The sequence below is a fragment of the Microbacterium sp. BDGP8 genome (assembly GCF_029991045.1).
Classification (GTDB): Bacteria; Actinomycetota; Actinomycetes; order Actinomycetales; family Microbacteriaceae; genus Microbacterium; species Microbacterium plantarum.
On sequence record NZ_CP120712.1, the window covers coordinates 704,573 to 729,047 of the forward strand.

At 71.2% G+C, this 24,475-nt stretch carries 24 protein-coding genes and 1 tRNA gene; 17 read left to right on the forward strand and 8 right to left on the reverse strand.

All coding sequences use genetic code 11. The features are described 5' to 3' along the window. Positions 1 to 6 precede the first annotated feature (6 nt). Positions 7 to 1,332 carry an NtaA/DmoA family FMN-dependent monooxygenase gene (locus P6897_RS03310; RefSeq protein ID WP_282502086.1) on the reverse strand — a complete coding sequence of 442 codons (1,326 nt, stop codon included), beginning with the start codon at positions 1,330 to 1,332 and terminating at the stop codon, positions 7 to 9. Next, positions 1,329 to 2,666, reverse strand: a complete 1,338-nt coding sequence (locus P6897_RS03315) for an aminotransferase class I/II-fold pyridoxal phosphate-dependent enzyme (RefSeq protein WP_282502087.1) — start codon at positions 2,664 to 2,666, stop codon at positions 1,329 to 1,331. Before P6897_RS03315 ends, P6897_RS03310 begins: the two co-directional genes overlap by 4 nt. A 161-nt stretch (positions 2,667 to 2,827) precedes the next feature. Between P6897_RS03315 and P6897_RS03320 the strand changes: the two genes are divergently transcribed. Then, positions 2,828 to 3,685: a sulfurtransferase gene (locus P6897_RS03320; protein WP_282502088.1), complete on the forward strand. Its 858-nt coding sequence runs from the start codon at positions 2,828 to 2,830 to the stop codon at positions 3,683 to 3,685. Between the two features lie 19 nt (positions 3,686 to 3,704). On the opposite strand, the gene P6897_RS03325 is transcribed toward P6897_RS03320, so the two are convergent. Continuing rightward, positions 3,705 to 4,274: a flavin reductase family protein gene (locus P6897_RS03325; protein ID WP_282502089.1), complete on the reverse strand. Its 570-nt coding sequence runs from the start codon at positions 4,272 to 4,274 to the stop codon at positions 3,705 to 3,707. 85 nt (positions 4,275 to 4,359) lie between these two features. On the opposite strand from P6897_RS03325, the gene P6897_RS03330 reads away from it, so the two are divergent. The 3 genes from P6897_RS03330 to P6897_RS03340 all read left to right on the forward strand — a co-directional run bounded on the left by P6897_RS03330 (position 4,360) and on the right by P6897_RS03340 (position 7,499). Then, complete coding sequence (locus P6897_RS03330) at positions 4,360 to 5,172, forward strand: nitroreductase family protein (protein ID WP_282502090.1); 813 nt, start codon at positions 4,360 to 4,362, stop codon at positions 5,170 to 5,172. A gap of 156 nt (positions 5,173 to 5,328) precedes the next feature. Beyond that, on the forward strand, positions 5,329 to 6,348 hold the full coding sequence (locus P6897_RS03335; RefSeq protein WP_282502091.1) for a pyridoxal-phosphate dependent enzyme: 1,020 nt from the start codon (positions 5,329 to 5,331) through the stop codon (positions 6,346 to 6,348). Then, positions 6,345 to 7,499: a cystathionine gamma-synthase gene (locus tag P6897_RS03340; RefSeq protein WP_282502092.1), complete on the forward strand. Its 1,155-nt coding sequence runs from the start codon at positions 6,345 to 6,347 to the stop codon at positions 7,497 to 7,499. Before P6897_RS03335 ends, P6897_RS03340 begins: the two co-directional genes overlap by 4 nt. A 22-nt stretch (positions 7,500 to 7,521) precedes the next feature. Here the strand turns inward: P6897_RS03340 and P6897_RS03345 are convergent, their stop codons facing one another. Further along, positions 7,522 to 8,022, reverse strand: a complete 501-nt coding sequence (locus tag P6897_RS03345; RefSeq protein ID WP_282502093.1) for a DUF1992 domain-containing protein — start codon at positions 8,020 to 8,022, stop codon at positions 7,522 to 7,524. A gap of 67 nt (positions 8,023 to 8,089) precedes the next feature. On the opposite strand from P6897_RS03345, the gene P6897_RS03350 reads away from it, so the two are divergent. The 7 genes from P6897_RS03350 (at position 8,090) to P6897_RS03380 (ending at position 15,948) form a co-directional block, all read left to right on the forward strand. Beyond that, positions 8,090 to 9,166 carry an FUSC family protein gene (locus P6897_RS03350; protein WP_282502094.1) on the forward strand — a complete coding sequence of 359 codons (1,077 nt, stop codon included), beginning with the start codon at positions 8,090 to 8,092 and terminating at the stop codon, positions 9,164 to 9,166. Between the two features lie 63 nt (positions 9,167 to 9,229). After that, entirely contained in the window at positions 9,230 to 9,817 is a 588-nt protein-coding gene (locus P6897_RS03355; RefSeq protein ID WP_282502095.1) for a PadR family transcriptional regulator, read from the forward strand. A 185-nt stretch (positions 9,818 to 10,002) separates the two neighbouring features. Then, positions 10,003 to 10,635 (forward strand): hypothetical protein, encoded by a 633-nt coding sequence (locus P6897_RS03360; protein WP_282502096.1) that lies wholly within the window; start codon positions 10,003 to 10,005, stop codon positions 10,633 to 10,635. A 91-nt stretch (positions 10,636 to 10,726) separates the two neighbouring features. Beyond that, positions 10,727 to 11,746 (forward strand): LacI family DNA-binding transcriptional regulator, encoded by a 1,020-nt coding sequence (locus P6897_RS03365; RefSeq protein ID WP_282502097.1) that lies wholly within the window; start codon positions 10,727 to 10,729, stop codon positions 11,744 to 11,746. 89 nt (positions 11,747 to 11,835) lie between these two features. Continuing rightward, the gene (locus P6897_RS03370) at positions 11,836 to 13,449 is read left to right on the forward strand and encodes an FGGY-family carbohydrate kinase (RefSeq protein ID WP_282502098.1); all 1,614 of its coding nucleotides are present in this window, start codon (positions 11,836 to 11,838) and stop codon (positions 13,447 to 13,449) included. A 28-nt stretch (positions 13,450 to 13,477) separates the two neighbouring features. After that, positions 13,478 to 14,980, forward strand: coding sequence for an L-arabinose isomerase (araA, locus tag P6897_RS03375; RefSeq protein WP_112616582.1), 1,503 nt, complete (start codon positions 13,478 to 13,480; stop codon positions 14,978 to 14,980). Positions 14,981 to 15,012: 32 nt separating this feature from the next. Further along, the gene (locus P6897_RS03380) at positions 15,013 to 15,948 is read left to right on the forward strand and encodes an aldose 1-epimerase family protein (RefSeq protein WP_282502099.1); all 936 of its coding nucleotides are present in this window, start codon (positions 15,013 to 15,015) and stop codon (positions 15,946 to 15,948) included. A gap of 39 nt (positions 15,949 to 15,987) precedes the next feature. Here P6897_RS03380 and P6897_RS03385 read toward each other — a convergent pair whose 3' ends face one another. Continuing rightward, a complete protein-coding gene (locus P6897_RS03385; protein WP_274178413.1) occupies positions 15,988 to 16,533 on the reverse strand; it encodes a hypothetical protein in 546 nt (181 codons plus the stop codon). Next, on the reverse strand, positions 16,533 to 16,949 hold the full coding sequence (locus P6897_RS03390; RefSeq protein WP_112616587.1) for a DUF4383 domain-containing protein: 417 nt from the start codon (positions 16,947 to 16,949) through the stop codon (positions 16,533 to 16,535). Before P6897_RS03390 ends, P6897_RS03385 begins: the two co-directional genes overlap by 1 nt. Positions 16,950 to 17,168: 219 nt before the next feature. Here P6897_RS03390 and P6897_RS03395 point away from each other — a divergent pair, with 219 nt between their 5' ends. The 4 genes from P6897_RS03395 (at position 17,169) to P6897_RS03410 (ending at position 19,786) form a co-directional block, all read left to right on the forward strand. Then, positions 17,169 to 17,597 (forward strand): YdeI/OmpD-associated family protein, encoded by a 429-nt coding sequence (locus P6897_RS03395; RefSeq protein ID WP_112616589.1) that lies wholly within the window; start codon positions 17,169 to 17,171, stop codon positions 17,595 to 17,597. A gap of 44 nt (positions 17,598 to 17,641) precedes the next feature. Next, on the forward strand, positions 17,642 to 18,259 hold the full coding sequence (locus P6897_RS03400) for an asparagine synthase (RefSeq protein WP_269267287.1): 618 nt from the start codon (positions 17,642 to 17,644) through the stop codon (positions 18,257 to 18,259). Between the two features lie 76 nt (positions 18,260 to 18,335). Beyond that, positions 18,336 to 18,408: transfer RNA gene (locus P6897_RS03405), tRNA-Arg, on the forward strand. A 124-nt stretch (positions 18,409 to 18,532) separates the two neighbouring features. After that, positions 18,533 to 19,786 (forward strand): FAD-binding protein, encoded by a 1,254-nt coding sequence (locus P6897_RS03410; protein WP_282502100.1) that lies wholly within the window; start codon positions 18,533 to 18,535, stop codon positions 19,784 to 19,786. A 13-nt stretch (positions 19,787 to 19,799) separates the two neighbouring features. Here P6897_RS03410 and P6897_RS03415 read toward each other — a convergent pair whose 3' ends face one another. Then, on the reverse strand, positions 19,800 to 20,870 hold the full coding sequence (locus tag P6897_RS03415) for an FUSC family protein (protein WP_282502101.1): 1,071 nt from the start codon (positions 20,868 to 20,870) through the stop codon (positions 19,800 to 19,802). An 89-nt stretch (positions 20,871 to 20,959) separates the two neighbouring features. Between P6897_RS03415 and P6897_RS03420 the strand changes: the two genes are divergently transcribed. Beyond that, positions 20,960 to 22,369 carry an L-serine ammonia-lyase gene (locus tag P6897_RS03420; RefSeq protein WP_282502102.1) on the forward strand — a complete coding sequence of 470 codons (1,410 nt, stop codon included), beginning with the start codon at positions 20,960 to 20,962 and terminating at the stop codon, positions 22,367 to 22,369. Positions 22,370 to 22,519: 150 nt separating this feature from the next. Beyond that, positions 22,520 to 22,945, forward strand: a complete 426-nt coding sequence (locus tag P6897_RS03425) for an Hsp20/alpha crystallin family protein (protein WP_064956137.1) — start codon at positions 22,520 to 22,522, stop codon at positions 22,943 to 22,945. A gap of 138 nt (positions 22,946 to 23,083) precedes the next feature. Here the strand turns inward: P6897_RS03425 and P6897_RS03430 are convergent, their stop codons facing one another. Further along, positions 23,084 to 24,466 (reverse strand): HNH endonuclease signature motif containing protein, encoded by a 1,383-nt coding sequence (locus P6897_RS03430; RefSeq protein ID WP_282502103.1) that lies wholly within the window; start codon positions 24,464 to 24,466, stop codon positions 23,084 to 23,086. Positions 24,467 to 24,475: the final 9 nt, after the last annotated feature.

Here is a 24,475-nt window from a genome sequence, read left to right on the forward strand (position 1 = left end):
CCGGGGTCAGAACGCGTCGAGGTCGGCGCGCAGGCCCTGCCCGGTGTGCTCCGAGCGCAGGATGCCCCGCCGTCGCAGTACCGGCACGAGCTCGTCGAGAGCGCGGTGGAGCGTCACGGGGTGGAAGTCGCCCGAGAAGATCAGCCCGTCGTTGTCGGCGTCGTCGCCGAGCGCCTGGATGACGTCGGCGATCTCCTCCGCGGTCCCCACCGTGCCTCCGGCACCGTCGGTCACACGTCCGAGCCGCGCCTTGCCGGCGAGGATGTCGCGCAGCGGCGCCTCGGAGAAGTCGGAGTACCGCCCGAGCAGCCCCCGGATGGTGCCCTTCGAGACGTGATCGCCGAAGATCGCGGGATCGAGCGGGCGGTCGAGGTCGAGCGACGTGAGGTCGGTCTCGAGGTCGCTCGACCATGCCTCGGCCACCTCGACGAGCGTCGCCTCGTCGGGATGCCGCGATGCCTCGACGATGCGCTCCGCCTCCTCGACCGAGCTCGCGACGATCGGTTTGACGACGAAGAGAGTCTTGATCGCGTCGGCGTCCCGCCCCGCGGCGATCGCCGCTTCGCGCACGCGGCCGCGGTACGCGCGGATGCTCGCGGGGTCGAGGTTCGACAGGGCGAGCTGGATCTCGGAGTTCGCCCCGGCGAAGCCGATGCCCCGCGGCGAGCCGCCGGGGGAGGCGACGATCGGGTCGCCGGCGGGCAGGGGCTCGGCGTTGAGGGGACCGTCGAACGAGAAGTACTCGCCCCGGTGCTGGACGGCGTGGATTTTCGAGCCGTCGGCGTAGATCTGCGTGTCGGGATCGGCGATCAGTGCGTCGTCGTCCCAGCTGTGCCACAGCAGGCGCAGCGCATCGAGCCATTCCTGCGCACGGTCGTAGGCAGCGTCGTGCCCGAGGCGCTCCGCGCCGAAATGATGCGCCGACCCGACGTCCGTGACGACGTTCAGGCCCAGCCTGCTGCCGCTGAGGTGCTGCAGCGACGCGAACTGGCGAGCGGCGAGGTACGGCGGCCACGCGGCCGGGTTGACGGTGGGGATGACGCCCAGGTGCTGCGTCGCGGCGAACAGGTACGGGGCGAGCGTCCACGGGTCGTGCTTGGGCCCGCCGTAGGCCTTGCGGACGCGGAGGTTCAGCGTCTCGGGAGTGATCCCGACCGAGAGCGCGTCTTCGATCAGGACGAAGTCGAACCCCGCCTGCTCGAGCTCACGGGCCGAGTGCTGGTAGAGGTCGGGCTTCTGCCACGGCCAATTCCACCGCTGGTACGGCCGCGCCCAGCCGTGGGGACCGAAACCGCGCGAGAGGAACCAGCCGAAGTGCTGGGCGCGCGTCATGCCGACACCGCTTCCGGTGCTGCGGCGGTCGCGGCTCGGGCGGCATCGAGTCCGCGGTCGAGGTCTGCGATGAGGTCGCCGGCGTCCTCCAGGCCGACCGAGAGCCGCAGCAGGCCCGGCCCGACCCCGATGCGCGCCAGGTCGGCGTCACTGCGGCTCGCGTGGGTAGTGGTCGCCGGATGCAGCACGAGCGACCGCACATCGCCCAGGTGGGTCATCGGGGTGAACAGCCGCACGCTGCGCGTGAAGGCCTCCGCAGCTGCCCGCCCGCCGGTGAGGGTGAAGGAGAACAGCGCGCCCTGCCCCGCGGGGAGAAGGCGCACGGCGAGGTCGTGGTCCGGATGCGAGGGGAGTCCGCTGTAGTCGACGCCGGCGACCTCCGGGCGGGTCTCGAGCCAGCCGGCGAGGGTCGCCGCCGTCTGCGATTGCCGCTCCACTCGCAGCGACAGGGTCTCGATGCCCTGCAGCAGCAGGAAGGCGTTGAGGGGCGACGGTGAGGGGCCGAAGCGCATCGCGACGCGGCGCGCGGTGTCGAGGAAGGCGCGCTCGCCCGAGCGTTCGACGAACGTGCGGCCGTCGGGTCCGGTCTCGGCCGCGATCTGGCGGAAACGGCCGGGCGCGGCATCCCAGGCGAAGCGTCCGCCGTCGACGATGACGCCGCCCAGACCCGTGCCGTGGCCCGACAGGAACTTCGACGCCGAGTGGATGACGATGTCGGCCCCGAGCTCGAGCGGGCGCAGCAGGTACGGCGTCGCGAGGGTCGAGTCGACGACGAGCGGGATGCCGTGCCGGTGTGCGACCTCGGCGACGGTCGGGATGTCGAGCACGCCGCCGCGCGGATTCGCGATCGTCTCGGCGACGAGGGCGCGGGTGCGCGGGCCGATCGCCGCCTCCCAGGCGGCCGGGTCGCGCGGATCGTCGACGAAGTCCGTTGCGATGCCGAGGCGCCCGAACTCGGAGCGCAGCAGCTCGCGCGTTCCCTCGTAGATCGCGGAGGCCGCGACGATGTGGTCTCCCGACTCGAGGATCGTCAGCAGCGCCGTCGAGGTCGCCGCCTGGCCGCTGCCGACGAGCAGCGCGCCCACGCCGCCCTCGAGGTCGGCGATGCGCCGCTCGGCCGCCGCCGCGGTCGGGTTGCCCACGCGCGTGTAGCTGAACCCGGTGGCGGGGTCCGCGAAGCGGCCCTCGCCGTCGGCGATGTCGTCGAATTCGAAGCCGGCGGTCAGGTAGATGGGAGTCGCGCGCGAGCCATACGCGTCGAAGCCACGGGCGCCCGCGTGCAGCTGGCGCGTCGCGAAGGCGAGGGATTCGGAGTGGTTCTCGAGAGCGGGCATGGGGGGAAGAGTACGGCGGGCGGCCGCGGCGGCGCTTCTCCGCCGTCATCCGGAGTCACGCGGTGACCGGAGCTCGCCCTCGTGTGTCTCTCTGTGTTCTCCGGTTTCCGACTGTTTCGGCCCCGTTCACGATGGGAGCGCGCGGTGGCGAGCATGGGGTCATGTCCCCCCTGGTGAGTGTCGACGACCTCGCCGCCGAACTTGCCGCGGACGCTCCGGTGCGTCTGCTGGACGTCCGGTGGCGCCTGGACCGTGCCGAAGGACGACCCGACTATCTGCTCGGGCATCTGCCCGGCGCCGTGTACGTCGATCTCGAGCGCGAGCTCGCTCGTCCCGGTGTTCCGGAACAGGGACGGCATCCGCTTCCCAGCCGCGCAGATCTCGAGGCCGCTGCCCGGCGGTGGGGTGTGAACGCGGGCGACCGGCTCGTCGCGTACGACGACAACGACGGGGTCGCCGCGGCTCGTGCGTGGTGGCTGCTCCGTCGCCACGGCCTCGACATCCGGGTGCTCGACGGCGGCTTCCGCGCCTGGGTCGGATCGGGCCGTCGCCTGGAGCACAGCGACCGCGCCGCGGCGACCGGTGACGTCGATCTCCCGGAGGGGAGCGGAGGCCTCGCCGGCATCGACGAAGCGGCTGTCGCCCCGGCGCGCGGGGTTCTCCTCGATGTGCGCGCACCCCAGCACTACCGCGGTCAGGCGGTGGGGGCCGACCCCGTCAGCGGCCACATCCCGGGGGCTCGCAACCTTCCGACCGTCGTCCACATCGGCCCGGACGGTCTTCTCCGCGACCCGGACGAGATCCGCATGTCGCTCGCGGCCGTCGGAGTCGGACCCGACACGGACGTCGTCATCACGTGCAGCTCGGGCGTCGCTTCAGCCCACACCGCGCTGGCGTTCGCGGTGGCCGGGTACCGCCGGGCGCGCGTGTTCGCGGGATCGTGGAGTCAGTGGTCCCGCGATCCGGGACGCCCCGTCGCGACGGGGCCGAGTCCGGCGGCCACGATCGGCGTGGTCTGACCGGGCTCGGGGAACCGCGTCAGTCGCGGATCGCCGAGCCCTCGCTGAGCCGGTGCCACGTGCGGTTGTGGTAGACCAGCGCATCGCCGTGCCCGCCCGGCTCCACGTCGCGCTCGACGTGCGACTGCAGGGCATGGCCGGCGATGACGATCGAACCGCCGGCATCCATGCGAGAGACGACGGCGCAGCGGACCCAGGCGCGGACGCCGCGGTAGACCGGCTCGCCGGTGGTCAGCCGTGACCAGGCGGAGGCGTCGGCGAAGCGGTCGATGCCGCGGGTCGCGCCGAGCTTCGCCAGCGCGAGGTCGTCGGCGTCGAGCAGGTGCACCACGACGGTCTCGGCCGTCGACAGCACGGCGGAGGCGGAGGACTGCGCCGACACCGAGAACACCAGCAGCGGCGGGTCGGCGCTCACCGAGGAGACCGACGTCGCCGTCAGGGCGACCGGACCATCGCCGGCGTCGGCCGTGATGACGGCGACACCGCCGGGGTGCCCGCGGAAGAGCGTCTTGAAGTCATCGGCGGACAGCGAACCGCCCAGATGACGGGAGGGGTGCTCCGCGGACGGGTCGAGGTTCGGCTGCGACATGATCACGACGTTAGTAACCACGACGACCCGTCGCATGTTCCGTGAACGTCGGAGACGATCGATGACGCCGTGTAACGTGCCCCGCGTGACGACGGAACCACACGACGGCTGGACTCGGCGGTACGGTTCGCCCGCTCCCGAGGGCCTCCCGCGCAACGATGTGCTCGATGTGCTCTACCGTCACCGTTCCGTGCGGCGATTCGGGCCCGGCGAGATCGACGATGCGGCGCTGACCGCGATCATCGCCGCCGCCCAGTCGGCCTCGACGAGCTCGAACCTGCAGGCGTGGTCGGTGATCGAGGTGCGCGACCACGACCGACGCGATGCGCTCGCACGACTCGCGGGCGACCAGGACTTCATCCGCCGGGGCGGCGTCTTTCTCGTCTTCGTCGCCGACTGGGCGCGGGCGCGCGAGCTCGCGCATCGCGCGGGGGAACCTTCGGATGCCGTGGAGTACATCGAGAGCACGATCGTCGGCTTCATCGACGCGGCGCTGGCCGCACAGAACGCCGTGATCGCCGCCGAGTCGCTGGGCCTGGGCGCCGTCTACGTCGGGGCGGTCCGGAACCATCCCGAGCAGATCGCCGACCTGCTCGAGCTTCCCGACGGGGCCTTCCCGGCGTTCGGCGTCGTCCTCGGCCACCCCGACCCGAACGACCGGGCGGGGGTGAAGCCCCGGTTGCCGCAGCGGGTCGTCCGTCACCGCGAGACCTACCGTCTGCCGGACGACGCCGAGATCGCCGCATACGAGGACGCCGTCACGGCGTACTACCGCACGCAGGGCGAGCCGCGGGGCTGGCTCCGCGCCGCGATCGCCCGGGTGCGGGATGCCGCGAGCCTGCACGGGCGCCACACGATGCGCCGCTCGCTCGAACGCCGCGGTCTGTCGTCGCGCTGAGCCCGACAGCCGGAACCCTCGACAGCGGCGCGGCCCTGGCTTAGGGTTGACGCGTGCAGACCTGTCGTTGTTGTCGCTGAGCGCCGCCGCGCTCACCTCAGACGACCCCGACAGCACCCGCGCCTCTGAGCGCGCGGACACCGTGAGGAAACCCTCGTGCGCTACGCAGAGAACATCGCCGATCTCGTCGGCAACACCCCGCTCGTTCGTCTGACCCGCGTCGCCGCCTCGACGCGCGCGACCGTGCTCGCCAAGGTCGAGTACTTCAACCCGGGCAGTTCGGCGAAGGACCGCATCGCCGCGAGGATCATCGAGGCCGCCGAGCGCGACGGATTGCTGCGCCCGGGCGGCACGATCGTCGAGCCCACGAGCGGCAACACCGGTGTCGGACTCGCCCTCGTCGCGCAGCAGCGGGGCTACCGGATGGTCTTCGTCGTGCCCGACAAGTTCGCCGGCGAGAAGGTGGCCGTGCTGAAGGCGTACGGCGCCGAGGTCGTGATGACCCCCGCGAGCGTCCCGCCCGAGCATCCGGACTCGTACTACAGCGTCTCGGACCGGCTCGCGCGCGAGATCCACGGCGCGTTCAAGCCGAACCAGTTCGCCAACGCCGCCGGACCGCGGGCTCACTACGACACGACCGGACCCGAGATCTGGCGTGACACGGTGGGACGCGTGACGCACTTCGTCGCTGGGGTCGGCACCGGCGGCACGATCACGGGGACGGGGCGTTACCTGCGCGAAGCCTCCGGCGGCGCGGTCACGATCGTCGGTGCCGATCCGGATGGATCCATCTACAGCGGCGAGGTGGGGAGGTACCTCGTCGAGGGCGTCGGCGAGGACTTCTGGCCGGAGACCTTCGACCCCTCGGTGGTCGACCGCTACGAGCGCGTCGGCGACCGGGAATCGTTCGCGATGACCCGACGCCTGGCGCGCGAAGAGGGACTGCTGGTCGGCGGTTCGTCGGGCATGGCGGTCGTCGCCGCCCTGCGGACGGCACGCGACCTCGGACCCGACGACGTCGTCGTGGTCGTGCTTCCCGACCATGGCCGCGGATACCTCTCGAAGATCTACGACGACGACTGGATGCGGACCCACGGGTTCGCCGACCTGGTCGACGAACCCGACCACGGCATCCCCGATCCCCGCACGACCCACGACACCAGGAGCGACGCATGAGCACGCACGATTCCGCCCGCGGCCTCGCCAGCCTCGCCGTCCACGCCGGCCAGCAGTTCGACCCCACCACCGGGGCCGTCATCCCGCCGGTGCACTTCTCGACCACCTTCGCTCAGGACGGCATCGGCCGCCTCCGCGGCGGGTATGAGTACGGCCGCTCGGGCAACCCGACCCGGACGGCGCTCCAGGTGCAGCTCGCGGCGCTCGAAGGCGGCGCGCACGGCTTCTCGTTCGCGTCGGGCCTCGCGGCCGAGGACGTGCTGCTGCGTGCCGCGCTGACGCCCGGCGACGAGGTGCTGCTCGGCAACGACGTCTACGGAGGCACCCATCGCCTCATCGCCCGTGTCTTGGCGCCCTGGGGGGTCGAGCTGCGTGTCGTCGACATGAGCGACCTGGCCGCAGTGCGGGCCGCGGTCGCCGAGCGGGCGCCCCGTGTGCTGTGGGTGGAGACGCCGTCGAACCCGCTGCTGCGGATCACCGACATCGCCGGGCTCGCGGCCATCGGACACGAGGCCGGATCGCTGGTCGTCGTCGACAACACCTTCGCGACCCCCGCGCTCCAGCGTCCGCTCGAGCTCGGGGCCGACGTCGTCGTGCACTCCACGACGAAGTACCTCGGCGGACACTCGGATGTCGTCGGCGGTGCGCTCGTGCTCGATGACGACGCGCTCGCCGAGAAGATCGGCTTCCTGCAGTACGCCGCCGGTGCGGTGTCGGGACCGATGGATGCCTGGCTCACGACGCGCGGCATCAAGACGCTCGATGTCCGCATGCAGCGTCACAGTGAGAACGCCGGGGCCATCGCCGCGTTCCTCGAGGGGCACGAGCGTGTCGCCCGCGTGTTCTACCCCGGGCTCGCCTCTCACCCGGGGCACGAGCTCGCCGCGTCGCAGATGACCCGTTTCGGGGGCATGCTCTCGCTCGCGCTCGAGTCCGGCGAGGCGGCGCGTCGCTTCGCGGAGTCCACGCGGCTGTTCCAGCTCGCCGAGTCGCTCGGCGGGGTCGAGTCGCTCGTGAACTACCCCGACGCGATGACCCACGCCTCGGTCCGCGGCACGGAGGCCGCCGTGCCGGTCGAGGTCGTGCGGCTGTCGGTGGGCATCGAGTCGGTGGACGATCTGCTCGCCGACGTGGAGCAGGCGCTGCGCTGACGTCCGGGCGCCGGCGAACCGCTCAGCGCCGGAACAGCCGCCGACGGCGTCGAGGCTCGACCGGGGGAGCGGCGGATGCCGCGGCGGCGGCATCCGCGCGACGCTGACGCCAGGCCGCGACCTCGGTCTCGACGTCGCGCGTCGGCGTCACCACCGGTGGGCCGCCCTGCAGCTGCCGGCGGGCCTCGACGACGCGCCGGTTGAAGTCGGCGACGTACTCGCGCACATCGTCCTCGCGGGTGAGCGCGTCGACGCGGGCATCGAACTCGGCGTGCTCGATCCGCAGGGTCAGCGCCGGCGGACCGAGGCCGGTGAGCTGCTCCTCGCGGATCTTCCGTTTGATCCACCAGTCGGGGTCATGGTGCGGGCCGAGGTCGGCGATCGGCTTGCCGGCTCCCGGCAGGTCGTCGAAGTCGCCGCGGCGGATGGCCTGCTGGATCGCCGTCTCGATGTAGGCGGCTCGTTCGCGCGCGCCGGGCGCGGGCGTCTCCGGCGGCGGGGATGCGGGGGAATCGTCGCTCATGTCGTTCTCCGCCTCCAGGGTACGTGCCGGTGCGCGGGCGTCGCCGTTCTCGCGAGACAATGGGGTAATGCCGTTTTCGCCCGAACCGACGCCCGACAGTTCCGGCCGGTGGCGGCGTGAGGCGGGCGAGCTGGGCCGCAGCCTGACGCGATTCGGGCCGTCGCCGGGGCCACGCTGGCATCTGGGGCTGCAGGCCGCGCTGGCGATGGCGGCGCCGGTCATCGTGCTCTCGGCGCTGGGGCTCGAGAGCATCGCGCTGCTCGCGGCGACCGGAGCGTTCGCGACGCTCTACGGTGGGCGTCTGTCGCCGCTCGAGCGCCTGCGCTTCGTCCCGATCGTCGCGGCGGTGCTGTGGTCGTGCGCGGCGGTCGGGGTCGCGGCGGCGGCCATCGGTCCCGTCGCGGTGGCCGTCGGCCTCATCGTGGTCGCCGTCGCGGCATCCGTTCTGGTCTTCGGGCGCTCGGTGGGGCCGCCGGGCCCGCTGTTCGCCGTGCTCATCTACGGGCTGTCGGCCCACGTCACCGCGCCGCAGTCATCGCACGCGGTGAACCCGGCGCTGTACCTCGGTATCCTCGCGGCGTCGCTCCTGTTCGGATGGCTGGTCACGGCGGCCCCACTCGTGCGGCGCGCGCACCGCGGCACGCAGCCTCGCGCGCTGCGCTCTCTCTTCCCCGCCGCCTGGGGTGGGGCGACGACGCGGACACTCGTCACGCGCACGGCGGCGGTGGCGGTCGTCGGCACGGCGATCGCGCTCCTCGTCGATCCCGAGCGCGCCTATTGGATCGTCGGGGCGGGGATCGCCGTGCTCGGGGTCAGCACGAGTCGGCGCGTCGCGCTGTCGCGCGGCATCCACCGGGCGCTCGGCACCGCGGCTGGTGCGGCGGTGTTCCTCGCGATCAGCGTCGTGCCGCTCGGCGGCGTCGTGCTCGGCATCGTGCTCGGCGCACTGCAGTTCGTCATCGAGCTCGTCGTCGTGCGTCATTACGCGCTCGCGCTCGTCTTCATCACGCCGCTCGTGCTGCTCATCCTGAGTGCGGCGGGCGCGGGCGGTGCGGAGCTCGCGGCAGAGCGCGTCGTCGACACCGCGGTGGGCGTCGGGCTCGGCATCCTCAGCAGCCTGATCGTGGTGGGGCCGCGCCGGTAGGTCGTTCGATACCCGGTATGCATATACTCGCAAACTACATACCCGGTATGCGAAAGGACGATCGTGTCGGTTCGACTCAGCCTCCTGGCGATCCTCGATCAAGGCCCCTGCTACGGCTATCAGCTGCGGGTGGAGTTCGACCGTCGGACCGGGTCGACGTGGCCGCTGAACGTCGGCCAGATCTACAACACCCTCGACCGGCTCGAGCGGGACGGGCTCGTCGAGAAGGGGGCGGTCGATGGGCAGGGCCACGTCTACTGGCAGATCACGGATGACGGTCGCGCCGAGGTCGCGTCATGGTTGGGCTCGCCCGTCGAACGGCCGGCGGGCACACGGGATGAGCTCGCGATCAAGCTCGCGGTCGCGGCGACCCTCCCCGGAGTCGACGTCGGCGAGGTGATCGCGGCGCAGCGTCGCTCCTCGCTCGCGCGGCTGCAGGAGCTCCGCACTTCCGAGTACGCCGGCGCGAACCCCGAGGGCCCCGAGGAGCTCGCCTGGTCGCTCGTGGTCGATTCCATGGTCTTCGCGGCCGAGGCCGAGGTGCGGTGGCTCGACCACGCCGAGCATCGCCTCGCGCAGCATCCGGGACGCGCCATGGCGATCGAGCTGTCGACCGACAAGCCCAAGCGCGGGCGCCCGGTCAAAGCCTGAGCCGGATCGACCGCTCTCAGGCGACTGCCAGGAAACCGCCGCGATCCGCATGAGGGCGCGGATCGCAGGCGGCCCGAACGGGGGCGGATGCGCGGTTTTCGCTCGAGGTGTCCAATCCGCATCCGGGGGTCGTCCCGGATAGCCCCACGTGCCGCAATCCAGCGCACGTGACGGAAGGAAGAGACATGCGTACGAACCTGAAGCGAGCAGCAATCTTCGGCACGGCGGGCCTGGGTGCCGCCGCGATCGCCACCGCCGGATTCGCCCTGCCCGCGTCGGCTGACGACACCACCGCAGTCGACTCGTCCACCACCGACACGACCACCACCACCACGGATGTCGCATCGTCGTTCGATGCGCTGTCGACGTGGATCGACGGCGTCCTCGAGGCCAACGGCAACGGCGTGGGCGAGAACGCGAACGTCGGCAACCTCGGGCTCGAGGGCGGCCTCGTCAACGGCCCGCTGATCAGCGACGTCGGCAACGGCGCGCTTCTTTCGGGCAACGACACCCCGATCGCCTCGGGCAACGACACCGCCGTGGACGCCCCGGTCGACGCCCCCATCGTCTCGGGCAACGAGACCGGCAACGGCAACGAGACCGGTAACGGCAACGAGGTCGGCAACGGCAACCAGACCGACACCGACCTCGGCAACGGCACGGACGTCGGCACCGGCGACGTCAGCACCGGCGAGGTCAGCACGGGCGACGTCACGAGCGGAATCGGCAGCACCGTCGACAACCTCGTCGGCGGCATCACCTCGGATGTGACCTCCGACGTCGACGACCTCGTCGGCGGCATCCTCGGCGACCGCTGATCCACCGGATCCGGTCCGACCGAGAGGTCTCGAAGGGCGGCACGCGGCTTCGGCCGGTGCCGCCCTTCGGCGTGCCCGCTAGCCTGGCGCAGTGAGCGAAGCGATGTCCGGGCGGGCGCGAGTGGGCGTGCGGGATGTCGCCGCCGCCGCGGGGGTGTCGACGCAGACGGTCTCGCGTGTCATCAACGACCACCCCCACATCCGGCCCGAGACGCGGGAGCGCGTGATCACAGCGATGGCCGAGCTCGGCTACCGCGTCAACAACGCGGCCCGTGCCCTCGGGACCGCGACGACGCGCACGATCGGGGTGATCGCCTCCGACACCGACCTCTACGGCCCCGCGGCGGGCATCGGCGCCCTCGAACGTGCCGCGCGCGCGGCGGGCCAGTGGATCGCCACGGCCTACGCCGACGGCTCCGACGCAGGGAGCGTGACCGCTGCCGCCGATCACCTGCTCGCCCAGGGGGTGGACGGGATCGTCGTCGTGGCGCCGCATACCGCCGCCCTCGAGACTCTTGCTGCGGCATCCCTCGGAGTTCCCGTCGTGCCGCTGCATGCACGAGTGGATGCCGCGGGGGAGCGAGCGAGCGGGGGCGGCGACCGCGGCGCCGAGGGAGCGGCGCTCGCCGTCGATCACCTGCTGGACGCCGGGCACCGCCGCATCGCTCAGCTGTCGGGCCCCGCTGCCTGGCTCGAGGCCGTCGCGCGCGACACCGGTGCCGAGTCTGCGCTCGCGCGCCGGGGACTGCAGCTCGCGGGTCGATGGCGCGGCGACTGGTCCGCCGGCTCGGGTGCAGCCATCGCTTCCCGCATCGCCGCCGCCGTCGGCGAGGCAGCCGGGCCGACCGCGATCGTCGTCGCGAACGATCAGATGGCGCTCGGCCTCATCTCCGGGCTGGCCCGCTTCGGGGTGGATGTGCCCGCGGACGTCAGCGTGGTCGGTTTCGACGACCATCCCGACGCCGCGTTCTACCGGCCCGCCCTCACCACGGTGCGTCTCGACATCGCGGGGGAGGCGCGGCGGTGCGTGCGCATCCTGCTGGGCGCTGACGCCCCGGCCGGTCCGGAACCGCCCCGGCTCGTGGTGCGCGACTCGACTCGCCGGGTCTGAGGTTCGTCGATCCGTCCCCGCCGATACTCGCGTCGACGCTGTGTTACCGGTAACATGATCCCACCGCGGCACGACCAATGGAGGCATCCGTGACCCACACCGCCACGCGCGACCGATCGGCAGAGCGCGACGACATCCTCGCCGGTCGCACGAGCCTGGGCATCGAGTTCGGTTCGACGCGCATCAAGGCGTGCCTCATCGGCTCGGACCCCACGCAGGTGCTCGCGACCGGTTCGCACGCGTGGGAGAACCGCTTCGAAGAGCGGCGCTGGACGTATTCCCTCGACGACGTCTGGTCGGGTCTCCAGGGGGCCTACGCCGACCTGGAGGCCGCGGTCGAGTCGGAGTACGGCGTCGTGCCCGCGACCTTCGGTGCCATCGGCGTCTCGGCCATGATGCACGGCTACCTCGCGTTCGACGCCGACGACGAGCTGCTCGTGCCGTTCCGCACGTGGCGCAACACGAGCACGGGCCCGGCCGCGGCCGAGCTCACCGAGCTGCTCGGCATCAACATCCCGCTGCGGTGGTCGGTCGCCCACCTGCACCAGGCGGTGCTCGACGGCGAGGCGCACGTCGCCGACATCCGTCACGTGACCACCCTCGCCGGGTACGTGCACGCCAGCCTGACCGGCGAGAAGGTTCTCGGAGTCGGTGATGCATCGGGGATGTTCCCGATCGACCCGGAGACGCGCGACTACGACCAGCGCCGCGTCGACCTGTTCGACGCGCACAGCGCCGGGCGACTCCCCGCGAACCTCCGTGCTCTGCTGCCCGAGGTCCGCGTGGCGGGTCAGGCCGCCGGCTCGCTGACCGCGGCTGGTGCCGCGCTGCTCGATCCGTCCGGCGTGCTGCGGCCCGGCATCCCGTTCTGCCCGCCCGAGGGCGATGCGGGCACCGGCATGGTCGCCACCGAGGCTGTCGCGCCCCGCACCGGCAACGTCAGCGCCGGCACGAGCATCTTCGCGATGGTCGTGCTCGAGCGGCCGCTGCAGTCCACGCATCACGAGATCGACGTGGTCACGACGCCCGCGGGCGATCTCGTCGCGATGGTCCACTGCAACAACGGAGCAAGCGAGCTCGCGGCCTGGGTGGGGATGTTCGAGCGATTCGCCGCAGTGTCGGGATCGGCGCTCGACGCGGACGCCGTGTACGACACGCTGTTCCGTGAAGCGCTGTCGGGAGACGCGGATGCCGGCGGCCTGCTGGCGTACAACCACCTCGCGGGCGAGCCGATCGCCGGCACCGAGGAGGGCCGTCCGCTCTTCGTGCGCGCCCCCGACAGCCGGTTCACGCTCGCCAACGCGATCCGGGCGCAGCTCTACGGCGTGTTCGGCACGCTCGCGCTCGGCATGCGCGTGCTCGACCGCGAGGGGGTGCAGCTCGACCGGATGTTCGCCCATGGCGGCATGTTCCGCACCGCCGGGGTCGCCCAGCGATTCCTCGCCGCCGCCCTCGGCGCCCCGGTCGCGGTCGGCGACACCGCCTCCGAAGGCGGGGCCTGGGGCATCGCCGTCCTCGCCGACTACCTCGTCCACGGCGACGGTCTCGATCTCGACGCCTATCTCCGCGAGCGCGTGTTCGCGTCGGCGTCGATCGACGTCGCCGAGCCCGACGAGGCGGATTCCGCCGGCTTCGCCGCCTATCTCGACCGTTACGACGCGGGGCTCGCCGTCGAGCGCGCCGCCGTCGCCGCCCTCTCCTGACCCGTCCGACATCACCGGAAGAAGAACAATGACCCTCTCCACCTCTCTCGAGCAGTACACCGTCTGGTTCGTGACGGGCAGCCAGAACCTCTACGGCGAGGAAACCCTGCGCCAGGTCGCCGAGCAGTCGCAGCAGGTCGTCGACGGCCTCGCCGGGCTGCCGGTGCGCGTCGAATGGAAGCCGGTGCTCAAGGACTCCGAGTCGATTCGCCGACTTGCGCTCGACGCCAACGCCGACGACTCGGTGATCGGCGTCATCGCGTGGATGCACACCTTCAGCCCGGCCAAGATGTGGATCACGGGCCTCGACGCTCTTCGCAAGCCGCTGCTGCACCTGCACACGCAGGCCAACGTCGAGCTGCCCTGGGCCGACATCGACTTCGACTTCATGAACCTCAACCAGGCCGCTCACGGCGACCGCGAGTTCGGCTACATCCAGACCCGCCTCGGCGTCTCGCGCAAGACCGTCGTCGGCCACGTCTCGAACCCCGAGGTCACGCGCCAGATCGAGGACTGGCAGCGAGCCGCGGCCGGCTGGCAGGCCGCCCGTACGCTCAAGCTCGCGCGCTTCGGCGACAACATGCGCTACGTCGCCGTCACGGAGGGCGACAAGACCGAGGCCGAGCTGCAGTTCGGCGTCCAGGTCAACACGTGGGGCGTGAACGAGCTGGCGGATGCCGTCGCCGCGGCCTCCGACGCCGACATCGACGCGCTCGTCGAGGTGTACCTCGCGCAGTACGACGTCGCCGAGGAACTTCTTCCCGGGGCCGAGCGTCACCAGTCGCTGCGCGACGGCGCGGCGATCGAGATCGGGCTGCGTTCGTTCCTCGAGGCGGGCGGGTTCGGCGCCTTCACGACGTCGTTCGAAGACCTCGGCGCGCTCAAGCAGCTTCCCGGGCTCGCCGTCCAGCGCCTCATGGCCGAGGGGTACGGCTTCGGCGCCGAGGGCGACTGGAAGACCGCGATCCTCGTGCGCGTCGCCAACGTCATGGGTTCGGGCCTGCCCGGCGGGGCGAGCCTCATGGAGGACTACACCTACGACCTCGTTCCCGGTTCGGAGCGCATCCTCGGGGCGCACATGCTCGAGGTGTCGCCGTCGCTGACGACCGCCAAGCCGCGTCTGGAGATCCACCCGCTGGGCATCGGCGGCAAGGACGACCCGGTGCGCCTCGTCTTCACCGCCGACCCGGGTCCCGCCCTCGTGGTCGCGATGAGCGACATGCGCGACCGCTTCCGCCTGACGGCGAACGTGGTCGAGAACGTCGAGGCTCCCGACCTGCCGAAGCTGCCCGTGGGCCGGGCGATCTGGAAGCCGGCCCCCGACTTCGCCACGTCGGCCGCGTGCTGGCTCGCCGCCGGTGCCGCCCACCACACCGTCATGACGACGGCCGTCGGTATCGAGGTGTTCCGCGACTTCGCCGAGATCGCCGGCACGGAGCTCGTGGTCATCGACGAGGACACGACGGTGCGAGGATTCCAGAAGGAGCTCCGCTGGAACCAGGCCTACTACCGCCTGGCCCGCGGACTGTGAGCTCCGAGGACCAGAACCGAGAGGGGGCGCCCGTGGCGGCATCCGGAACGTCGTACGTGCTGCGATTCGGCGACGCCGAGGCGATCGTGGCGAGCGTGGGGGCGTCGTTGCGCTCCTTCCAGGTCGCCGGACGCGACCTCGTCGTGCCCTACGGCGAGGACGAGGTGCGCCCGGGATACCGCGGTGCGACGCTCGCACCGTGGCCCAACCGCGTCGTCGACGGTGAGTACGAGGTGGCGGGCACGCGCTACCGCCTCGCCCTCACCGAGCCCGAGCGCCACCACGCGCTGCACGGCCTGGTGGCGTGGCTCGACTTCGAGCCCATGGTCGTCGGGGGCGACCACGTGACGCTCGGCGCCACGATCGTCGCGCAGACCGCCTACCCGTGGACCGTGCGCATCGAGACGACCTACCGGCTCGGGGCCGACGGCCTGACGCAGACAGTGCGTGCGACGAACGAGAGCGCGGATGCCGCGCCCTTCGGCACCGGCCCGCACCCGTATCTCGTCGCCGGATCCGCGCCGCTGGACGAGTGGACGCTCGAGCTGCCTGCCGACCGCGTGCTCGAGGTCACCCCCGATCGGCTCTCGCCGGTCGGGCTGGCCGACGTCACGGATGTCGCCGAGTTCGACTTCCGCCAGCCGCGGACGCTGGGCCCCGTCGAGATCGACCACGCGTTCACGGCGCTCTCACGTGCCGAGGACGGCATCGCCGCCGTACGGGTGACCGACCCGTCGGGAACCGGTGTCGCGATCTCGTGGGATGCCGTGTGCCCGTGGGTCCAGGTTCACACCGCAGACCTCCCCGGCGGGCCGGCTCAGCCGGGGCACCGCGCGGGTCTGGCCGTCGAACCCATGACGTGCGCGCCGGATGCCTTCAACGCCTCACGGTACGACTACGACGCGGGGCTCGTCTTCATCGAGCCGGCCGACACGGTCGAGGCCTCCTGGCGCATCAGCGCGATCTGACCGGATCCGAGCTGTCCGAGCCGCCGAGCGGCGGCTGGATCAGTGGCTGTGCTCGGTGGAGAAGAGCGGGTGGTCGGAGTGGCTCGGGGCGGCCCGGCCGGCTTCCGTCGCGCCCAGCGCAGGCGTGACGAGCCCGGCGACGATGACGCAGCCTGCGACGAGTCCGATGACGCTCGTCCGCGGGGCGACGGGGGCGTCGGCGGGGGAGGTGCCGGCGGACGCAGAGCGCGCCCGGCGCACGACGGCCGCCGCGGCCACGCCGTACGACACATGGAGAAGCGCGGTCACGCCGACGGCGTGCACGCTGATCCGCATCGGGTCCGCTGCGAGAGCGAGCCCCGATACGACCGTGCCGACGACGGCGATGGCCATCGCGACGCGGGGAGCGACGAGGCGGCCGCGGGTCAGGGCGGCGACGCCCCAACCGAGAGCGGCCGCCCCGACGACGGCCGCGAGGACACCGACGCCCCGGTCAGCGACGCCGGTGCCCTGCGTGATCATGCCCGCGCCCACGCCGAGCTGAAGCAGGCCAGCCCCCCACGCGGCGAGCGTGGGCCAGGAGCGGGTGAGCGCGGCGGTGTTCATCAGGCGACGGCGTGGCGACGGTTGTCGACGGCGCGGTCGGTGCCGAGGCCGACACCCAGCAGCACGAGGGCGCTGGCGAGGTGGAGGAAGTGGTCGGCGGTGTTCAGGGCGAGCACGTTCGCAGCGCTGTCCTGGATGAAGAAGCCGACGATGCCGAGCAGCAGGTAGGCCGCTCCGACGGTGACGTTGACGCCCTTCGCGGCGCGGACGCCCGAGAGGCCGCCGATGAGCAGCGCGGCACCGATCAGGAGGTGCGCGATGTTGTGCAGCGGGTTGACCTCGAAGATGCCGAGCAGCAGACCACCCTCGGTGGCGATGAAGTCGACGCCCGCGGTCACGGTGAAGCCGAGGAGGCCGACGAGGATGTAGACGGCGCCGAAGATGATTGCCACGAGGCGGTTCGGTGATGTACGCATGAGGGTTCCCTCCCATTGGGCGACGGATGTCGCGGTGCTGCGGTTGTTCGGTGACAGTGGCAGATCGGTTTGCCTCTGACGGAGCCCGGGGCGTCCGATCTTGTGTGAGTCGTCGATATCGATGGGGAGTAATGCCCAGGCCGTGACGCGAGGCTACGGTCAGCGATCTCACGGCTCACAGGCCTTGTGCGCCCTTATCGGGCGGTGGTATGGAGGAGCGTGCGATTCGAGACCACGCTGTCCCAGTTCGGCAACAACACCGGCATCGAGGTGCCGTTCTCGGTGCTGGATGCCCTCGGCGGCGGCCGTCGCCCGGCGGTCTCGGTCACGGTCAACGGGTTCGCTTTCCGCAGCACGGTGGGGTCGATGCGGGGTCTCGCCCTCATCCCCTTCTCAGCGGAGCGACGGCGCGAGAGCGGGCTTGCGGGAGGCGACCGGATCGTCGTCGACATCGAGCTCGACGACGCGCCGCGCGAGGTCGAGGTGCCGGCCGATCTCGCCACCGCCCTGACGGATGCCGGGGCGAGTGAGGCGTTCGCCGCGCTGTCGCCGAGTGCGCGCAAGGCGCACGTCGTGAACATCGAGTCCGCGAAGGCGCCCGAGACGCGCGCGCGGCGGATCGCGGCGGTCGTCGCCAAGCTCGGCTGACACGCGCGCCCCGTAGGATTGGGGTGAGGTGAGGAGGGGCAGCGTTGGCCACCCGTCAAGCGCGTACCAAGAGCTCGGAGATCGTCGCCGAAGGTTTGTACATCGCCTCCGCGGCGACCCGCCTCGCGCTCAAGAACGCCATTCTCGTCGACATCCTCGCCGATGGGCGCGACTTCGAGGCCGATCGTTTCCTCGACGACGCGCGTGACGCGCTGATCTCGCTCGCCGAGGAGGCCGAGGCCGACGCCGAACGCACCCACCGTGAACGCAAGGCGGCGAGCGGCCGCTACAGCGATTCGAGCGGAACGCACGACTATCGCAGCCGTGATGTGTCGAACCTGCGGCGACGGCGGAAGCAGTCGCTGCGGATCGCGAAGGAGCTGCGCGAGCGCGCCGCCGACGAGGCCGAGCTGCGCAAGCTCATCGCCGACGCGCGCGAGGCCGCGTGGGGCGAGGTGGCCGGAAACATCGATCGCACGCTGCGGATCGAGGCGGCGCGGCCCGATCTCGAGCCCGACTACGAGCGCATGCGCACGGCCCGCATGCAGGCCCTGCGGATGGTCGATCTGCCGCGCCTGCGCTCGCAGCGGCGCAATGCTCAGCGCCAGGCGGTCGAGCGCGACGAGGCCGTGGATTCCGCGGTCGCGCCGGTGATCGATTAGCCACTCCGCGCTCGATTCGCTCTTTGCGCGAGAGCGGGCTATGCTTGACGACGGCCCGGGAGAGATTCCGGGACATGCGCCCGTAGCTCAATGGATAGAGCATCTGACTACGGATCAGAAGGTTAGGGGTTCGAGTCCCTTCGGGCGCACACTGTGTTGAGACAGTGAACGAGAAGCCTCCGCTCTGCGGGGGCTTCTTTGTTTTCCTGGCTGCTCCCGCCGACTTTGTTGCGTCGCTATACATTCTCGGCGGGTATCGCGTAGCGTGGGTTCGTGACCGAACGGAACTGGGCCGGAACGCACACCTTCGCCGCCGAAGCCGTGCTGACACCGACGACGATCGCCGAGGCGCAGCGGTTCGTCGCCTCACACGACCGCATCCGGACGCTGGGAACGCGGCATTCCTTCAACGATCTGGCCGATACTCCCGGCACCCTTCTCGACCTGACGGCGATCGCGCCCGACATCGAGGTCGACGACACGGCCCGCACGGTGACAGTGGGGGCCGGCACGCGCTACGCCGTGGTCGCGCGACACCTCGCCGATCACGGCTGGGCGCTGCACAACATGGGGTCGCTGCCCCACATCTCCGTCGGAGGTGCGACGGCGACGTCGACGCACGGCTCGGGGGATCGCAACGGATCCCTCGCCACCGCCGTGCGAGCGCTTGAGTTCATCGGCCCGGGCGGCGAGCTCCGCACGGTCTCCGCGGGCGACGCCGACTTCGCCGGCAGTGTGGTCCACCTCGGCGCCCTCGGGCCGGTCGTCCGGCTGACGCTCGCGATCGAGCCGACGTATCAGGTGAGGCAGGACACCTACGCCGGCCTGACGTGGGATGACCTCTTCGAGCGATTCGACGGGGTGACGGCAGCCGGTTACAGCGTCAGTGTCTTCACACGCTGGAACACGCCCGACGTCGGCGAGGTATGGGTCAAGGAGCGCCTCGACGACACCGCGGCTCCCGACATGCCGGAACGAGTGCTGAGCGCACGCCGGGTGACGGCGAAGGCGGACTCGCCGGCGGCCGACGGGGTCGACAACACGACCGAGCAGGGCGGCGTCCCGGGCGACTGGTGCGAGCGTCTGCCTCATTTCCGCATCGATGCGACGCCGTCCAACGGCGACGAGATCCAGACGGAGTACTGGGTCGACCGGGCTGTCGCCGTCGACGCCATCGCCGCCGTCCGCTCGATCGCCGACCGGGTAGAGCCCGCCCTCCTCGTCACGGAGCTGCGCACCGTCGCCGCCGATGACCTCTGGCTCTCTCCCGGGTTCGGACGTGACAGCGTGTGCATCCATTTCACCTGGAAGAACGAGCCGGATGCCGTGCGCACGGCCATCTCGCACGTGGAGCGGGCGCTCGCCCCCTTCGATCCGCGCCCGCACTGGGGCAAGGTCTTCTCGATGCCCATCAGCGGATCGCTGCCGCACCTGGATGACTTCCGGGAGCTCGTGGCGCGCGTCGACCCGACGGGGAAGTTCTCGGGCCCCTACCTCGAGCGGGTACTGGGCATCCCCGCGCGCTGAGGAGCCCCGCGGCTCAGGTGAAGGGTCGCGAGGCGTCGATGATGCGGCTGAGGTCGACGGCGGTCCGCGTCCACGGTGAGATGCGCCCGTCGTTGCGGGCGGGAACCGTCTCGACGACGCGGGCGAGCGCCTTCTCGGCATCCTCGACCGTGGTCGCGGCGGTGGGGTCGCCCAGAGGGCGAGCCACGGCTCGGGCGGTCGCACGGACAGCCTCGGCGAGTGCGGCACGCGGGGGCGCGGCATCCGGTGTGAGGGGCAGCCCGTCGATGCCGTCGGCCAGCTCGATCGTCTGGCGGACGGTGTTCTCGAGGGCGCGCAATCGGCGGTTGTTCTCCGTCTCGATGCCCCGTCGGCGACGGGCGAGCGGATGCGCTTTGCGGCTGCGTGCGGCCTCGCGGACGTCGGTCGACACGGCGTCGAGGATCTCCTCGAGATAGCGCTGACCGGCCTCGTCGGCCGGTTCGCCGTCGGCGATCGAGGTCGCGAGCATCTCGAGCCGGTCCGATACGGCGTCGCGCAGCTGCGACAGGCGTGTGGAGGCGCGGCGGAGGTAGAGGGGCGGAATGATGGCGAGATTGACGGCGACGCCGATGACGACGCCGAACGCCATCGTGACGAGGTACGACACCGAGAAGCCGCCCGCGTCGTTCGCCCCGAGCAGCAGTACGAACAGGGCGGCGATGGCGATCCAGTCTCGGCCGGTGCCGAGCGCCCGGATGCCTCCGACGGCGACGCCGACGCCGACGACGATCGCCACACCCACGATGCGGGGGCTGGGGCCCGACACGAACCACAGGCCCACCAGGCCGATCGCGATGCCGATCGCCAGGCCGCCGACCGCTTGCAGGCCGGCCTTGGCCGAGTCGGCGATCGTCGGATACATGCTCACGAGCACGCCGAGCGGAGCGTAGTAGGAGTACTCGTCGTGCGCGAAGGGTACGTACGGCGCGAGATACCAGGCGATCGCAGCGGCGAGGGCCGCCTTGCCGGCGAGCAGCAGACGAGAGAGCGCGAAGGCCTCTCCGCCCGCGGTCCGCGCCGCGGCTTTCAGCGAGACAAGGCGGGGATGGGGTACGGCGGTCATCAATCGCCACGATAGGCGTACAGCGCGCCCGACAGCAGCCCCTTGACGCCGCCGGGCCCGTACGGCAGATGCTGGCGTAGCCTGGGCGAGTGAGCGCTTACGTCTCGGCGTTCGAGCTGTTCTCCATCGGTGTAGGACCCTCGAGCTCCCACACGGTCGGCCCGTTGCGTGCTGCCCGTGCTTTCGTCGTCAGGCTGGAGGCCGCGGGGCGGCTTCCCGAGGTCGCACGGGTCGGTTGCGTGCTGTACGGGTCGCTCGGAGCGACCGGGATCGGGCACGGCACGCCCGACGCCGTGGTCGCAGGGCTACAGGGTCATGCGCCCGAGACCGTCGATCCCGACGTGGTTCGCGGCGCGTGGACCGAATGGGTCGACGGGTCGCCCCTGGTGCTCGCGGGGTGGCACGCGGTGCCGTTCTCGCGGAGCGACGTGACCTTCGAACCGCGGACGCGGCTTCCGGAGCATCCCAACGCGATGACCCTGAGCGCGTGGGACGCCGCGGGCGATCTCGTCGCGTCGGAAACGTATCTCTCGGTCGGGGGCGGCTTCATCCGACGCGCAGGCGAAGCCGCCGAGGCGGGCGGACGGCGCGGAGGTTCGGGCGCTGTCGCCTGGCCGTACCGCTTCAGCACCGCGGCGGAGCTGCTCGAGCTGTGCGAGCGCGAGCAGATGAGCATCGCCGGCCTCGCGCGCCGCAACGAGGAGGCACTCCGGCCGGAGGCCGAGGTCGCTGCCGGGCTCGACGCGATCTGGGATGCCATGGCGGGGTGCGTCGAGGCGGGGCTTCGAGCCGACGGCACCTTGCCGGGGATGCTGCGCGTGCGGCGCCGGGCGGGGGCGATGCGGGCGCAGCTCGAACAGGCGGAGGCGGCCGGCGGGCGTGAGCTGCCGGGGGAGTGGCTCGGTGCTTTCGCGCTCGCCGTCAACGAGGAGAACGCGTCGGGTGGACGCGTGGTCACCGCACCCACCAACGGTGCCGCAGGAATCCTTCCGGCGGTGGCTATGTACTGGTGGCGGTTCGCGGCGGAGTCGCGGCTCGCGTCGGAGGATCTGGATCGGCGCCGCGGCGTCAGGCGGTTCCTGTTGACCGCGACAGCTCTGGGGTCGCTGTTCAAGGCGAACGCGTCCATCTCGGGTGCGGAGGGCGGCTGCCAGGCCGAGGTCGGATCTGCGTGCGCAATGGCTGCGGGAGGCCTGACGGCCGTCATGGGCGGCAACAGCGCGCAGATCGAGAATGCGGCGGAGATCGCGATGGAGCACCACCTCGGGCTCACGTGCGACCCGGTCGGTGGCCTCGTGCAGATCCCGTGCATCGAGCGCAACGCGATCGCGGCGTCGACGGCGGTCACCGTGGCGCGACTCGCGTTGCGGGGTGACGGGCAGCATTACGTGTCGCTGGATGCCGTCGTCGAGACGATGCGCCAGACCGGGATCGACATGTCGCACAAGTACAAGGAGACGAGCGAGGGCGGTCTCGCGGTGAACGTCGTCGAGTGCTGAGAGGCCCTTCCGCGCCCCATCTTCGGGGCGCTGTTCGCCGTGCGAGAACCCTTGGCACTCGATGGGGGAGAGTGCTAATCTGGATGCAGTTGAGCCCATATGGCTCAACTTTCAGATCTCAACACGAAGCATCAGAGAAGGGAAAGATCGATGGCTACTTATGACCCGTTCCGCGACCTCGACCGCATCGCCTCGAGCCTCTTCGACACGCGCCGTGGCCCCCGTCGCATGCCGATGGACCTCTACCGTGACGGCGACCACTACGTGATGACCGCCGACCTGCCGGGCATCGACCCGGGCTCGGTCGACATCGACGTCGACGGCCAGCTGCTGACCATCCGCGCCGAGCGCACGCTCGCGAGCGGTGACGGAGTGAAGTGGATCACGCGCGAGCGTGAAGCCGCGAGCTTCCTGCGTCAGCTGAACCTCGGCCAGGGCGTCGACACGGAAGGCATCGCCGCGACCTACAACAACGGCGTCCTGACTGTGACCATCCCGGTCAGCGAGAAGGCCAAGCCGCGCAAGGTCGAGGTCACGACCGACGCAGCCGCGCCGGTGGTGCCGATCGAGAACTGATCGCGCAGATCCGCGTTCGCACGACGGGCGGCCGCAGCTCTTTCGGGGGCGGCGGCCGCCCTTTCGCGTATATCCCCCAGCGCCCGCGACCGATTCGAAGGCGCGCGATGCGCGCGCCCGACTGCGTGGCTGCAGCACTCAGAAGGGTGGCGGTTCGTCCGGCGGTGGTCCGCCGCGTGTCGCATCCGGTGGCGGGTCCGTGGTGGCGATGGTGAAGCAGACGGCCGGTATGGGTACGTCTTCGCGGTAGACCCGGCCGAGGGGTGAGGTCCATTCCAGGACCCCGCCGCCGATCTGCCTGACCTCCCACTTCGTGAATTGCTTCATCGAGTGGTGTCGTTGGCAGAGGTGGGCGAGGTTGAAGATGTGGGTGTGCCCGCCGAGGGCGTGATCGATCGTGTGGTCGATCTCGCAGCGGATCGCGGCTCTGCGGCATCCGGGGAACCGGCAGTGCTGGTCGCGCGCCATCAGGAGCTTCTTCATCGAAGCCGTGGGCCGGTAGGTGTCGATCTCGACCGGGGTGCGGGTGACGGGGGCGATGAAGAGCCGGTCCCACTCGCTGACCTGCCCGGCGAGCTCGCGTGCCGTGTCGGCATCGATCAGCGCAGCGCCCACGGCTTCGGCGGGGTTCTCGTCACGCCCCATCAACGTCTCGGCGGTGACCGCGACCTGAACGCGCGCTCGGATCGCCCCGAGCCCACCAGCCCGGTCGGCCCCGTAGGTCGGGTCGACCACGGGCGCCCCACCGAGCACCAGGTCACCGAGGATGTCGGCGCGCAGCTGATCCATCGTCCTCGTGTCGGCGGGCTTACCCGACCCAGCGGCATCCGCCCCGGCACCTTCCGCCCCGTCGCCCTCCGCCCGGGCGTCCTTCACGGACTGCCCCATCTGCGTCAGCCGGTCGAGCATCCCGGCGGCGATGACCGTCGGAAGGTTCGCGACGAGATTCGACATCCCATCCGACCCGTGGAACACCCGTACGCACCGCTCCGCCGCGGCGGTCTTGTGCCGGTCGGTGAACGTCTGCGGATGCAACCGGGCCGCCAACGCATCCAGCGCACCCCGCACCCGCGACGGCACGTCCCGCTCGCACACCGCGATCGCGGCTTCCGCGAACGAATCCCGCACCTCATTCGGAAGCCCCGCACCGACCCGCACGACCACATTCACGTGGCCACGTTCGATCCGCCGCTGCACCCACGCCTCGAACACCGCGGGATAGTCGTCGATGACGGTCATCGCATGGTCGATCTCACCCTGCAGCCGCCGATCCGTCAACCGCGCCATCCCGGCCGCTTCGGCCGCGACTGAACGCAACTCCATGTCCGACGCCATACCCCGCACCCCGTCGCGGCGCGCGTCGTGCAGGGCGGCGTGACCCAGGTCGGCCAGCGCCCGGGTGCGAGCGATGTCAGCGGCGTGAGAGAGGTCAAGGGCCTCCGCGTACCTCGCAAAAGCGAGCGCTTGCGACGGCGTGACGTCGTCGCGTCGCGCCTCGCCGCCCCCGTCACTCGCCGTCATGTTCCCATT